At 64.0% G+C, this 13,934-nt stretch carries 11 protein-coding genes; 10 read left to right on the forward strand and 1 reads right to left on the reverse strand.

The window, feature by feature from the left end:
- Positions 1 to 93: 93 nt before the first annotated feature.
- The gene (locus tag J3A98_RS11550; RefSeq protein ID WP_209966249.1) at positions 94 to 2,610 is read left to right on the forward strand and encodes an excinuclease ABC subunit UvrA; all 2,517 of its coding nucleotides are present in this window, start codon (positions 94 to 96) and stop codon (positions 2,608 to 2,610) included.
- A gap of 78 nt (positions 2,611 to 2,688) precedes the next feature.
- Here J3A98_RS11550 and J3A98_RS11555 read toward each other — a convergent pair whose 3' ends face one another.
- The gene (locus J3A98_RS11555) at positions 2,689 to 3,564 is read right to left on the reverse strand and encodes an AEC family transporter (RefSeq protein WP_209966251.1); all 876 of its coding nucleotides are present in this window, start codon (positions 3,562 to 3,564) and stop codon (positions 2,689 to 2,691) included.
- 427 nt (positions 3,565 to 3,991) lie between these two features.
- Between J3A98_RS11555 and J3A98_RS11560 the strand changes: the two genes are divergently transcribed.
- The 9 genes from J3A98_RS11560 (at position 3,992) to J3A98_RS11600 (ending at position 13,826) form a co-directional block, all read left to right on the forward strand.
- The gene (locus J3A98_RS11560) at positions 3,992 to 5,287 is read left to right on the forward strand and encodes an MFS transporter (RefSeq protein ID WP_209966253.1); all 1,296 of its coding nucleotides are present in this window, start codon (positions 3,992 to 3,994) and stop codon (positions 5,285 to 5,287) included.
- Positions 5,288 to 5,483: 196 nt separating this feature from the next.
- Positions 5,484 to 5,792 carry a hypothetical protein gene (locus tag J3A98_RS11565; RefSeq protein WP_176684550.1) on the forward strand — a complete coding sequence of 103 codons (309 nt, stop codon included), beginning with the start codon at positions 5,484 to 5,486 and terminating at the stop codon, positions 5,790 to 5,792.
- A 48-nt stretch (positions 5,793 to 5,840) separates the two neighbouring features.
- Positions 5,841 to 6,392, forward strand: coding sequence for a YbhB/YbcL family Raf kinase inhibitor-like protein (locus J3A98_RS11570; RefSeq protein ID WP_176684551.1), 552 nt, complete (start codon positions 5,841 to 5,843; stop codon positions 6,390 to 6,392).
- A 554-nt stretch (positions 6,393 to 6,946) separates the two neighbouring features.
- Positions 6,947 to 8,008 (forward strand): 3-deoxy-7-phosphoheptulonate synthase, encoded by a 1,062-nt coding sequence (locus J3A98_RS11575; protein ID WP_176684552.1) that lies wholly within the window; start codon positions 6,947 to 6,949, stop codon positions 8,006 to 8,008.
- Between the two features lie 81 nt (positions 8,009 to 8,089).
- A complete protein-coding gene (locus tag J3A98_RS11580; RefSeq protein ID WP_003248318.1) occupies positions 8,090 to 8,371 on the forward strand; it encodes a peptidylprolyl isomerase in 282 nt (93 codons plus the stop codon).
- 142 nt (positions 8,372 to 8,513) lie between these two features.
- The gene (locus tag J3A98_RS11585) at positions 8,514 to 10,313 is read left to right on the forward strand and encodes an extracellular solute-binding protein (protein ID WP_245355132.1); all 1,800 of its coding nucleotides are present in this window, start codon (positions 8,514 to 8,516) and stop codon (positions 10,311 to 10,313) included.
- Positions 10,310 to 11,368, forward strand: a complete 1,059-nt coding sequence (locus tag J3A98_RS11590) for a microcin C ABC transporter permease YejB (protein WP_209966257.1) — start codon at positions 10,310 to 10,312, stop codon at positions 11,366 to 11,368. Before J3A98_RS11585 ends, J3A98_RS11590 begins: the two co-directional genes overlap by 4 nt.
- Positions 11,368 to 12,384: an ABC transporter permease gene (locus J3A98_RS11595; RefSeq protein WP_209966259.1), complete on the forward strand. Its 1,017-nt coding sequence runs from the start codon at positions 11,368 to 11,370 to the stop codon at positions 12,382 to 12,384. Before J3A98_RS11590 ends, J3A98_RS11595 begins: the two co-directional genes overlap by 1 nt.
- Before the next feature lie 59 nt (positions 12,385 to 12,443).
- Positions 12,444 to 13,826, forward strand: a complete 1,383-nt coding sequence (locus J3A98_RS11600) for a sigma 54-interacting transcriptional regulator (RefSeq protein ID WP_209966261.1) — start codon at positions 12,444 to 12,446, stop codon at positions 13,824 to 13,826.
- The last annotated feature ends 108 nt before the right edge of the window (positions 13,827 to 13,934 follow it).

A 13,934-nucleotide genomic window follows, 5' to 3' on the forward strand; every position in this document is an offset into this window, starting at 1 on the left:
GTTCAACATTCGGAATCTTTGCGCGCCTTTTGGGGACCGCTGCAGTTGCTGGTACCTTGAGCACCCTGCTCAGCTTCAGACAAGGACTGCTTCATGCCGCCAAGCCCAACCACCCCAAGCGGTTTCATCCGCGTCCGTGGCGCCCGCGAGCACAACCTGAAGAACATCGATGTCGATATTCCTCGCGATGCCTTGGTGGTGTTCACCGGCGTGTCCGGCTCGGGTAAGTCTTCACTGGCGTTCTCCACGCTGTATGCCGAAGCCCAGCGGCGTTATTTCGAATCGGTGGCGCCCTATGCCCGGCGCCTGATCGACCAGGTTGGCGTGCCGGACGTAGATGCCATCGACGGGCTGCCGCCGGCGGTGGCCCTGCAGCAGCAACGCGGCACGCCGAGTGCACGTTCCTCGGTGGGTAGCGTGACCACTTTGTCCAGCTCGATCCGCATGCTCTACTCCCGCGCTGGCCACTACCCCGCCGGGCAAGCGATGCTGTACGCCGAAGACTTTTCTCCGAACACGCCCCAGGGCGCTTGCCCGCAATGCCATGGCCTGGGCCGTGTCTACGAGGTGACCGAAGCGACCATGGTCCCCGACCCGTCGCTGACCATCCGTGAGCGTGCGGTAGCGGCGTGGCCAATGGCCTGGCAAGGGCAGAACCTGCGCGACATCCTGGTCACGCTGGGCTATGACGTCGATATCCCTTGGCGCGACCTGCCTCAGGCACAACGCGACTGGATCCTGTTCACTGAAGAGACGCCCACCGCCCCCGTGTATGCCGGCCTGACCCCGGCGCAGACCCGCGAAGCCCTCAAGCGCAAACTGGAGCCCAGCTATCAAGGCACGTTCATGGGTGCCCGGCGTTACGTGCTGCATACTTTCATGCACTCGCAGAGCGCGCAGATGCGCAAGCGTGTGTCCCAGTACATGCGCCCCAGCCCCTGCCCGCTGTGCCAGGGCAAACGCCTGAAGCGCGAAGCGCTGGGCGTGACCTTCGCCGGGCTGGACATCGCCGAACTGTCGCACCTGTCGTTGCAGGCGCTGGCCGAGGTGTTCCGCAAGGTGGCGGCAGCCGACTACCTGACCCAACAGCAGGACGAGCTGACCCTGGAAAAACGCCTGGCGGCCCAACGCATCGCCAACGAGCTGCTGGAACGTATTGATACGCTGCTTGACCTCGGCCTCGGTTACCTGGCCCTGGAGCGCAGCACACCGACCTTGTCTTCCGGTGAACTGCAACGCCTGCGCCTGGCCACCCAGCTGAATTCGCAGCTGTTTGGGGTGGTCTACGTACTCGACGAGCCGTCGGCCGGCTTGCACCCGGCCGACAGTGAAGCGCTGTTCGAAGCCCTGCAGCGCCTGAAACAGGCTGGCAACTCGGTGTATGTGGTGGAGCACGACCTGGACACCATGCGCCGCGCCGACTGGCTGGTGGATGTAGGGCCAGCTGCCGGCGAGCACGGTGGCACCATCCTCTACAGCGGGCCGCCTGCCGGCCTGGCCGAGGTGCAACAGTCATACACCCGCACCTACCTGTTCAATGCCCCGGTACAGGCCACACGCGCCCACCGCCAAGCACGCGACTGGCTGAAGCTTGAAGGCATCACGCGCAATAACCTCGATAACCTGAGCGCCGCATTTCCGTTGGGCTGCTTTACCGCCGTTACCGGTATTTCCGGCTCGGGCAAATCCAGCCTGGTCAGCCAGGCCCTGCTGGAACTGGTGGGGGCACACCTGGGCCATGCCGAGCAACCTAGCGAGCCCGAAGCGCAAAGCCTGGAAGACGAACCTGAACAGACCAGCAGCGGCCACGTAAGCGCCGGGCTTGGCAGCATCAAGCGGCTGGTGCAGGTTGACCAGAAGCCGATCGGCCGCACGCCGCGCTCCAACCTGGCCACCTACACTGGCCTGTTCGACCACGTGCGCAAACTCTTCGCGGCTACCGAGCAGGCCAAGGCACAGGGCTTCGACGCCGGGCGCTTTTCCTTCAACGTTGCCAAGGGCCGGTGCGCCACCTGCGAGGGTGAGGGTTTCGTCAGCGTCGAGTTGCTGTTCATGCCCAGCGTGTACGCGCCCTGCCCGACCTGCCAGGGTGCCCGCTACAACCCCGAAACCCTGGCGGTGAGCTGGCAAGGCATGAACATCGCGCAAGTGCTGCAGTTGACCGTCGACCAGGCCCTGCAGGTTTTTGCCGAACAACCGCCTGCCCGCCGTTGCCTGCAAGTGCTACAGGATATCGGCCTGGGCTACTTGCGTCTGGGCCAACCGGCCACCGAGCTGTCCGGAGGTGAAGCGCAGCGCATCAAGCTGGCGACCGAACTGCAGCGCATGGCCCGCGGGGCGACCCTGTATGTGCTGGATGAACCCACCAACGGCTTGCACCCGCAGGACATCGACCGGCTGCTGGTACAGCTGAACCGCCTGGTAGAAAGCGGACATAGCGTGGTGGTGGTCGAACATGACATGCGAGTGGTGGCGCAGAGCGACTGGGTGATCGATATCGGGCCGGGGGCTGGCGATGCCGGGGGCAAGGTGGTGGTCAGTGGCACGCCGCAGGTGGTGGCGGCATGCACCTACAGCCGCACGGCGGCGTTTCTGGCCAAGGCCTTGTGAGCCTTGCGCATAGCCTGGTTCCTGGGCCGCCGACCAGCGCGCATTGACTCAACGGAAATTGCTGTCGTTGCCAATGGCCTACATCCACCAAGCCAGCACCACCGGCAACCAGGCAAACGACAGCACCGTAGAACACATCACCAGGTTCGCCACCTGCTCTGGCTCACGGTTCGCCCGCACCGCCATCAGGTAGTTGAACACGGCTACCGGCATCGCCGACTGCACCATCAGCACCGCACGCTCCAGGCTGTCCATACCCAGTACCGCGCCCACTGCCCAGCCCACCGCAGCCCCCAGGCCAATGCGCAATCCGCCCAGCAGCATGCCGCTGCCCACGTGACGCAGGCGAATGCTGGCCAGTGATACCCCCAAGGTCAGCAACATGAGCGGGATGGTCATACCGCCCAGCAGGTCTACGGTGTTGGCCAACCAACGCGGGAGTTCGAAATCGAGAAATATGATGGGCATGGCGCCGGCCAGGCTGATGACGATAGGGTTGCGCAGCAGCGCCTTGAGCGAAGCCGCCGTGCCGGAGATGGCCATGCCGATGGTGAACTGAACGATGGACAGGGTCAGGAAAAATGCCACGGCCAACGCCAGGCCATGCTCACCGAAGGCATACAGACTGATCGGCAGGCCCATGTTGCCTGTATTAGGGAACATGAACGCCGGCAGCAGTACCCGCCAGTGCATGCCCGACGCGCGCCCCACGAGCAAAGCGGCCAAGGCCATCCCCAGGGTGCACAGCAAGCAGGCCACGGCCATGCTGGTAAAAGCATTCGGGTTCAACTCGGTACGACTGAGGGTAGACAGCACCAGCGAAGGGGTACCGACGGTCATCACCACCCGGGCGATGAAATCGGTGGGGTAATCCAGGCCCTTGCGGGCCCAGGCAAAGCCAATTCCGGCGACGATGAAAACCGGAGCCAGGACTGCGAACAGCGACGCGAACATGGAGGCCTTCCTTGGTGGGGTGGTCAGCATTATGCAGCACTCTGCAAGATTGCCGTGCCGATCTCACCGCACGCAGGAGCATCCATCGAAAATGTCTGTGGAAGACATGTTCATGTCGCGCTGAGACTGCGGCGTCTCGTCGCACACCCATACCCCTTGGCAAAAGCGTCCAAGCCCGTAGAATCCCGCTTCCTTTTCGCCCGTCGCCTTGAACGGTGGCAACCAGCAGCAATGACAGAGTCAGCGCCTGAACACATGAACGCACATGTGAAGTAGGCTCAACCCTCCCCGCCCGGCCAATCTCCCATAGCGCCCAGCGGTTGAGTCTTGCCCAGGTCGCATCCGTGTCGCCACTCGCCCCTTGCCGGGTCGAGCCGGTGTGCGCGCCGAGAAGGTGCTCATTCCGCTCATCCAACTAGAGGTACGTATGTCTCCGCGTTTGCTGGCCATGGCGCTGGCGCCCCTGCTCGGGCTGTTCATCATTGCCCTGGGCAACGGCTTCATGTCTTCCCTGACCACCCTGCGCCTGGGCGCCGCCGGTGAGTCTGCCACTACCATTGGTATCGTCTCGTCGACTTACTTCATCGGCTTGACCCTCGGCGCCATCTTCAACGACCGGCTGATCCTGCGCATCGGCCACATCCGCGCCTATACCAGCTTCGCCTCGCTGATCGCCGTGACCATCCTGCTGCAAGGGTTGTTCTACGAGGTCACCTGGTGGTCGGTGCTGCGCCTGATCAACGGCTGGGCGGCAGTCGGCGTGTTTCTGGTGATCGAAAGCTGGCTGCTGCTGGCCGGTGACGCAAAAATTCGTGGCCGCCTGCTGGCGCTGTACATGATCGCCTTCTACGGCGCCGGGGTGATCGCCCAGGCCGGCCTTGGCGAAATCACCCAGCTAGGCGATACCGCCCCGTTCATGCTGGCCGGCGTGCTGGCCGCCCTGTCGGTGTTGCCGATCGTGATCCTGCCGCGGGTGTCGCCGCTGCTGGACCAGGTCGAGCCCCTCAAGCCCCGCCAGTTGCTGGGTGTGGCACCGTCGGGCCTGGTCGGCTGCTTCGGCTCGGGTGTAGCGATTGCCGGCATCTATGCGCTGCTGCCACTGTACCTGCAACGCATCGGCCTGGAGGTGGGTGAGGTCGGCAACATGATGGCCTGGGTGATCCTTGGCGCGATGCTGCTGCAATACCCGGTCGGGCGCTGGTCCGACCGCAAGGACCGCCTTGATGTGCTGCTCGCGCTTGCCGCGTTGTGCGTTGTCCTGTCGCTTGTAACGGTGTTCCTGCCATCGGACTCGTTCCTGCTGCCGGCCACGCTGTTCCTGCTGGGGGGCGGTGTGTTCACCCTGTACCCGGTAGCGGTCAGCCATGCAGCCGATCGGGCGCCGTCCGATGCCTTGGTACCGATGATCCAGGGCCTGCTGCTGATCAACTCCCTGGGCTCGGCCATGGCACCGGTAGCCATTTCGCCGATGATGACCGAGTTTGGTGAGGCCGGGTTGTTCTGGGCGTTTGCCGTGGTCAACCTGACCATGGTGTGCTTCTTCATGTGGCGCCGCGGCAAGCGCCCGGCAGCAGAGCACCCTGCCCCGTTCACCGCGTCGACCACCTTCTCGCCAACTGGCGCCGAGCTGCGGGTGACCGAAGACCTGATGCATGCAGCGCAGGAGCATCCGCCGCTGGAGCCAGTCGAAACCCCGGCGCCCGCACAGCAGTCGGCATCCTGATGATTGCAGGGGCCGCTCTGCGGCCCAATCGCGCTACCAGGCCGTTCCCACAGCAGATCCCATTCCCTTCTGCGGGCGGCCTTGGGTGTGACGGGGATTTACAGCCCTTCAGAATTTGCCGCTCGTCGCCCAGAAGGCACCCCGCCAGCCGCCGCCAGCCAAACGAATGACTGATCATCCGCAAAGGAGAAGTCCCATGATCCGCATTCGCCCGCTATCCCTGTGCCTGGCGCTCGCCCTGACCAGCCTCACCGGCACTGCCTTCGCCGCCACCGACACCCATACCGACAGCCATCCGCAAACCGACCCCTCTGGCGGCAAGACCGTCGGTGAAGGCAGCAGCGTCAACAGCCCCGGCAGCGGCAAAGGTAACGACAGCAGTGACACAGGCAGCAACACCGATGCCGCCGACGGTGCCGCTGGCGGCTCCAACAATACCGGCGAAGGCACCGGCTCTGGTGCCGGTGCCAGCGGCGGCACTGCCGAGGACCAGGACAGCCGCTGAAGCCGAGCTGGACTAAACTGAGCCCTGACGCCCTGCCAAGGATTGACCATGCACCTCAGACACTGGCTGTTCGCTGCTTTGCTGCCGTGTACTGCGTTAGCTGCCGCAGGCAACCAAGGCGCGATGTCGATCAGTTCCTCGTCATTCACCGATGGCGGCGTCATCGCCCTGCAACAGGTCGGCCCGGACCCGGCATGCGGCGCCGGCGAAGAGCGGACCCCGCAACTGAGCTGGGACAACTTGCCCGCAGGTACGCGGTCGCTGGCCCTGATCATGTTCGACCCGGACGGTGGCAAGGGCGTTGGTGTGGTGCACTGGATTGCCTACAACATCGATCCCGAACAGGATGGGCTCAAGGCAGGCACGGCAGGGCTGAGCGGGCCATCCGTGACAGTGGGCCGCAACTCCCGTGGCACCCTCAGCTACCGCGGCCCCTGTCCACCCGCCGGCGACAACCCCCATCATTACGCACTGACCCTGATCGCCACCGACCTGCCCTTGGGTACCTTGCCTGAAGGGCTGGATCGCAGCGGCCTGCTGCAACTGCTGCAAGGCCACGCCCTGGGGGCTCAAAGCCTGGTCGGGCGATACGGTCATTGAACCAGTCAGTACAAAAACAAATGATTGACCCCATAGCATTTATCCATTGAATGGCCCGTGCGAACTGAAGTAAGCTCGGGCTCATTCACTGGAGAGCAACATGCCGAAACACACCCGCAACCACGCCAACCACACCGGTCGCAGCCTGCGCCCTGTGCTGGCCGTTGTCGGCTGCGTGGCACCTGCCAGCTATTACTTTGGGTATTGGTTTAGCCACTAGGCGCCGATACCCATCCGGCGTCCACCTTCGAGGGGCCGCCGAACATGAGAATACTCAAACCCCCGGTCGGCTCCCCGACCGGGGGTTTTGCTTTTCAGGCCTTTGACCAACACCGATTCACGTTGAGGACAGATTCATGAACTACGCCACTTATTACTACGCAAACACCTCTGCCTGGCGATTTAGCCAACCCCGCTCGGGCCAGCCTGCCGCCTCCGATCGGTCTTCCACAGGTGGCAATGCAGCAGCCAATACCAATTCAACGATCTGTCGAACACCTCGATAGGGCCGACAATGCGGGCCTGAACCCGCTGTCCGCCCAGGGAAAAACGCCATGCACGCTTCCAGCCTCGCCCTGCCCCTGACCCAGCCGCAAGCGGCCAACACCACTGTCAGCAAGCGCCTGCCCAGCCCGCACCTGCTCAAGCAACAGATGCCACTGTCCAGCGAACTGGCCCAACAAGTCCAGGCCCATCGCCTGGCCATCCGCGACATCCTCGAAGGCCGCGACCCGCGCCTGCTGGTCATCGTCGGCCCCTGCTCGATCCATGACCCACGCGCGGCTCTGGAATACGCCGACCGCCTGGCCGCCCTTGGCCGCGAAGTCAACGACAAGCTGCTGCTGGTGATGCGCGCCTACGTCGAAAAACCGCGTACTACAGTGGGCTGGAAAGGCCTGGCCTACGACCCGCACCTCGATGGCAGTGACGACATGCACGCGGGTATCGCTTTGTCCCGCGGGCTGATGCTGAGCATGATCGAACGCGGCCTGCCGATCGCTACCGAGTTGCTGCAACCAATGGCCGCCGGCTACTTCGATGACCTGCTGGCTTGGGCGGCGATCGGCGCACGCACCACCGAATCGCAAATCCACCGCGAAATGGTCAGTGGCCTGGAACTGCCGGTCGGCTTCAAGAACGGTACGGACGGCGGCATCGCCATCGCCAGCGACGCCATGCGCAGCGCTGCCCACCCCCACCGGCACTTCGGTATGGATGCACAGGGCCACCCGGCGATCATCGAGACCTTGGGCAACCCGGACACACACCTTGTACTGCGCGGCGGCCACAAAGGCCCGAACTACGATGCCAACAGCATCGCCATGGCCCGCCAGGCGTTGGCCAAGGCCGGCCTGCAGGCACGGATCATGGTCGATTGCAGCCACGCCAACAGCGGCAAGGACCCGGCGCGCCAGCCAGCGGTCTTCAATGAGGTGCTGGAGCAGCGCCTGGCCGGCGACCGTTCGCTGGTCGGCGTGATGATCGAAGGGCACTTGTTCGATGGCTGCCAGGCGCTGGGCAAGGGCGCACTCAAATACGGTGTGTCGATTACCGACGGCTGCCTGGGCTGGGCCTCGACCGAAACCCTGTTGCGTGAGGCGGCACAAAAACTGTAGGCCAATGGTTGTAAGCCTGGCGAGACATACCCCGGACAAGTGCGCTAGGCTTGCCTTTTTTACCCCCAAGGAGCAGTACCCATGGCCCGTGCAACCGCCCGCCACATTCTGGTCAGCAGCGAAGACAAGTGCAACGAACTGAAAGCCCAGATCGAAGCAGGCGCCGACTTCGCTGAAATCGCCAAAGCCAACTCCACCTGCCCGTCCAGCCGTCAGGGCGGTGACCTGGGCTCGTTCGGCCCAGGCCAGATGGTCAAGGAATTCGACACCGTGGTCTTCAGCGCCCCGGTCAACACCGTGCAAGGCCCGGTGAAGACCCAGTTCGGCTACCACCTGCTGGAAGTGACCAGCCGCCAGGACTGATTCACCCCTCCCGGTGATCAGCCCCCCTGTGGGAGCGGGTTTACCCGCGAAGAGGCCAGACCAGACAACCTCGTTGCCTGCTCCGACGCATTCGCGGGTGAACCCGCTCCCACAAGTATTGTGGGGGCTTGTATTTTCGTGCATGGGCTTTACGGTCCAGGCGGCTACCACCCACGCCCTCACCGTCTACGGTGAAGCCCCCCGCTACGCCGCCAGCTTCCGGCATTTCGACTATGTAAACCCCGACGCCCCCAAGGGCGGCATCTTGCGCCGCTCGGCCATCGAGATCGGCCAGTTCGACCACATCCTCCCCTACATCGACAAAGGCATCGGTGTCAGCGAAGTCGATGGTCTGCTGTACGCGCCACTGGCGGTACGCTCGTACGATGAACCCTATACCGTTTACGGCCTGATCGCCCGGCGCATGGAGCGCGGCCCCAAGGATGCCTGGCTGCGTTTCGACATCGACCCGCGCGCCACCTTCGCCGATGGCAAGCCGGTGCGCGCCGAAGACGTTCGTTTCACCTTCGAACTGCTGATGAGCAAGGGCAGCCTCAAATACCGTACCCAGTTTGCCGACGTGGCCGGCGTGACCGTCGAAAGCCTGCACAGCGTACGATTCGACTTGAAGCCCGAGCACGGCCGCACCCTGGCGCTGGACCTCGCAAGCCTGCCGGTAATGCCCAAGCACGATTGGCAGCAGCGCGATTTTGCCAACGGTGCCGGCTTCGACAAGCCGGTCGGCAGCGGGCCATACCGCATCGGGCGCATCGATAACGGCCGCAGCATCACCTTTGAACGCGACCCTGCATGGTGGGCACGTGACCTGCCGGCCAGCCGTGGCCGCTACAATTTCGACAAGCTGCGCATCGAGTACTTCGGCGACACCGAAGTGGCGCGCCAGGTACTCAAAGGCGGAGGCTACGACTATAACCGCGAGTTCTCCGCCACGGCCTACACCTTGGGCTACAACGGTGCGCAACTGGACGACGGCCGCCTGCAACGCGCCCACCTGGCCCCGGCCAAACCGCAGGTGGCCCAGGGTTTCGTGTTCAACCTCGACCGGCAGCAGTTCAAGGACCGCCGTGTGCGCCAAGCGCTGGGTATGTTGTGGGACTACGAGTGGAGCAACCGGCAGATGATGCGCAACCTGTACATCCGCCAGCAAAGCGTGTTCTCCAATACCCCTCTGGCCGCTCGCCAGCTGCCGGATGCGGGGGAGTTGAAGCTGCTCGCCCCTTTGCGCGGCCAAGTGCCAGATGACGTTTTCACCACGGTGTTCACCGCCCCGGTCACCGACGGCTCGGGGATCATCCGTCAACAGCAGTTGCAGGCCCTGGCCCTGCTCGAACAAGCCGGCTGGCACCCCGAAGGCGACCGCCTGGTGAATAGCCAGGGCACGCCGCTGGCGTTCACATTCCTCAATGGCCAGGCGGGCCTTGAACGCCTGCTGCTGCCGTGGAAGCGCAACCTGGCCCAGATCGGCGTGAGCCTGAACATCCGCAACGTCGACTCGGCCCAGTACGTCAATCGGCTGATGGCGCGCGATTACGACATGATCGTCACCGGCTACCCGGTCACCCTGTCGCCCGGTACCGAGTTGTACAACTACTTTGGCTCGGCGGCCGCTCACGACCCTGGCTCGAACAACCTGATGGTCCTGCAGGACCCGGCCGTAGACCATCTGATCGACGGCCTGGTCGGCGCCGACACCCAGGCCGACATGCTGCGCCACGCCCATGCCCTGGACCGCGTGCTGCAATGGAATTACTACTGGATCCCCAACTATTACCCGCCGGGCAGCTCTACCGTCTGGTGGAACCACTTCGGTCGGCCCAAGGTCCAGGCCACTTACGACGAAGGGCTGGACACCTGGTGGGAGGTCAGCCCTACCCCGCTGACCAACGCGCAAATGGCCGAACGCCGGAATTCCTCGCCATGACCGCTTATATCCTGCGCCGCCTGTTGCTGATCATTCCGACGCTGCTGGCAATCCTGCTGGTCAATTTCGCCATCGTCCAGGCCGCGCCGGGTGGCCCGGTGGAACAAGCCGTGGCGCGCCTGCAGGGCATCGGTGGCGGCGCACCTGGCGCGCGCGCAGAAGTGGTTCATGGCGAATCCCGCGCCACACGCGGCCTGGACCCGAAACTGATCGAAGAGATCAAGCGCCAGTACGGCTTTGACAAATCCGCCCCCGAACGCTTGTGGTTGATGCTCGGCCAATATGCCCGGCTGGACTTTGGCAACAGCTTTTTCCGTGGCGCGAAAGTCACCGACCTGATTCTCGACAAGTTGCCGGTCACCCTGTCACTGGGCTTCTGGGCCACGCTGATCACCTACCTGGTGTCGATCCCGCTGGGCATCCGCAAGGCGATGCGCCACGGCAGCCGCTTCGATGCCTGGAGCAGCGCGTTCATCGTGATCGGTTACGCCCTGCCTTCGTTCCTGTTCGCACTGCTGCTGATCGTCCTGTTTGCCGGCGGCACTTCGCTCAACTGGTTCCCGGTGCGCGGCCTGGTCTCGGACAATTTCGACGAGCTCAGCCTGCTGGGCAAGGTCGCCGACTACTTCTGGCACCTGGTGCTGCCGGTCGCCGCCCTGGTGATCGGAGGGTTCGCCACCCTCACGCTGCTGACCAAGAATGCCTTCCTCGACGAGGTTTCCCGCCAATACGTGGTCACTGCCCGGGCCAAGGGCCTCAGCGAACGCCGCGTGCTGTATGGCCATGTCTTGCGCAACGCCATGCTGCTGGTGGTGGCCGGGTTGCCACAGGCGCTTATCACGGTATTTTTCGCCGGTTCGTTGCTGATCGAGGTGATCTTCTCGCTCGATGGCCTTGGCCGCATGAGCTATGAGGCCGCCGTGTCGCGGGATTACCCGGTGGTGTTCGGCACGCTGTTCATCTTCACCCTGGCGGGCCTGCTGATTCGTCTGATCGGTGACCTGTCTTACACGTTGCTCGACCCGCGCATCGACTTCGATACGAGGGCGCATTGATGCTGTCGCCCCTAGCACGCCGTCGCCTGCAACGCTTTCGTCGCCACCGCCTGGGCTGGGTGTCGCTGTGGTTGTTTGCCGGCCTTCTGCTGCTGAGCCTTGGCGCTGAACTGGTGGCCAACGACAAGCCACTGCTGCTCGGCTACAAGGGCGAACTGTACGTTCCGGCGCTCAAACGCTACACCGAGCAGCAGTTCGGCGGGCAACTGCCGTTTCAGCCCGACTACCGCAGCGCCTATGTGCGCCAACTGATCGCTGAACAGGGTGGCTGGATGCTGTTCGCACCTATCCCGTTCAGTGCCGATACACCAAATTACGACTTGCAGGTGCCCACCCCCAGCCCGCCCAGCGCCAGCAACTGGCTGGGCACCGACGACCAGGGCCGTGACGTGCTGGCGCGGGTGCTTTATGGCACGCGGGTATCGCTGCTGTTCGCCTTCGCCCTGACCGTGGTCAGTGTGCTCATCGGCGTGGCGGCAGGCGCCCTGCAAGGCTACCACGGGGGCTGGGTCGACCTGCTCGGCCAGCGTTTGCTGGAGGTATGGTCGGGGTTGCCCGTGTTGTATCTGCTGATCATCCTCAGCGGTTTTGTCGAACCGGATTTCTGGTGGCTGCTGGGGATCATGGCGCTGTTCTCCTGGCTGACCCTGGTCGACGTGGTGCGCGCCGAGTTCCTGCGCGGGCGCAACCTGGAGTATGTAAAGGCCGCGCGGGCGCTGGGGTTACCGGACAGTCAGGTCATGCTGCGGCATATCTTGCCCAATGCCATGAATGCCACGCTGACCTATGTGCCGTTCATGCTGACCGGGGCGATTACCACACTGACCGCGCTGGACTTTCTGGGCTTTGGCATGCCAGCGGGCAGCGCCTCGCTGGGCGAGCTGGTGACCCAGGGCAAGCAGCACCTGGAGGCACCGTGGTTGGGCTTTACCGCGTTCTTTGCGCTGGCGGTGATCTTGTCACTGCTGGTGTTTATCGGGGATGCCTTGCGTGAGGCGTTTGACCCCCGACGATAAGTTTTCAGGCCCGGTCTTTTCGCGGGCTTGTGCCAATACATGATTCAGGATGTTCACCCATGCACGACAGCGACAGCCTCAAGGACTACCCCCAGGTACGGCAACTGGCGATCCGCTCGCTGTTCGAGATCATCGAACAGTCCAGTGAGGGCACGGTAATCGTCGACCGCCAGGCACGCATCGTCTGGATGAACGAACGCTATGCCCGACGCTTTGGCCTGGCCGACGCCGCCAGCGCCATAGGCCAGCCGTGTGAAGCGGTGATCCCCGGCAGCCTGATGCGCGACGTGGTGAGCGATGGGCGGCCCATCCTGCTGGACATGCTCGACACGCAGAACGAGCCGTTGGTGGTCATGCGCCTACCCATCCACGACGACCAGGGCACGCTGATCGGCGCCATCGGCTTTGCCCTGTTCGACGAACTGCGCAGCCTGTCGCCGCTGCTCAAACGCTATTCCAGCATGCAGCAGGAACTGGCCTCGACCCGCTCGCAACTGCGCGCCCGCCAGGCCAAGTACAGCTTCGCCCAGTTCGTAGGCAGCAGCGCGGCCAGCCTGGAAGCCAAGCGACGCGCCCGGCGTGGCGCCGGCAGCGATTCACCCGTGTTGCTGCTGGGCGAAACCGGCACCGGCAAGGAACTGCTGGCCCACGCCATTCACGCAGCCTCAGCACGGGCGCACAAGGCCTTTGTCAGCATCAACAGCGCAGCCATCCCGGAGACGCTGCTGGAAGCCGAATTCTTCGGCACTGCGCCGGGTGCTTTTACCGGCGCCGACCGCAAAGGCCGCAGCGGCAAGCTGCAACTGGCCGAAGGCGGCACGCTGTTCCTCGACGAGATCGGCGACATGCCGCTGGCCCTGCAGAGCAAGCTGCTGCGGGTGCTGCAGGAAAAGGAATACGAGCCGGTCGGGTCCAACCAGATGCTGCGCAGCGATGTGCGCATCATCGCCGCCACCTCCATCGACCTGCAGGCTGCCATGGCCCGCGGGGCCTTCCGCGCCGACCTGTATTACCGGCTGAATGTGCTGCCGATTGATGTCCCGCCGTTGCGGCAACGGCTGGAGGACCTGCCGGCGCTGTGCGAGGCCATATTGGCTGAGCTGGGCAGCCAGTACGAGCTGGAAGCTGAAGCGCAGCAACTGCTGGCCAGGCATGCCTGGCCGGGGAACATTCGCGAGCTGCGCAATGTGCTGGAGCGCGCGACCTTGCTGGCGGATCAGCCCCGGCTGGGGGTTGCGGACCTGCGTGCGGCACTGGGGCCATTGAGCCCGCTGGCTGAGGCGCCCATACGGCAGACCTACCGCGAGGCGTGCGAGGCCTTTGAACGCGGCCTGATTGCCGGGGCGCTGGCCGAACAGGGAGGAAAAGTGCCAGAGGCAGCGGCAGCCTTAGGGCTGGGGCGGTCGACGCTGTACAAGAAGATGGCGGCACTTGGTCTCTGATTGGAGACTCTTGTTTCTTATTTGAGATTACCGCCAGAGCTCCGCCCTTTACCGGAGGCAAGCCAGCGATGGGCTGTAAAGCAGCCCCTGGCGTCTCTAAATGTAGAC

This window comes from Pseudomonas sp. BP6, assembly GCF_017875935.1.
GTDB lineage: Bacteria > Pseudomonadota > Gammaproteobacteria > Pseudomonadales > Pseudomonadaceae > Aquipseudomonas > Aquipseudomonas putida_Y.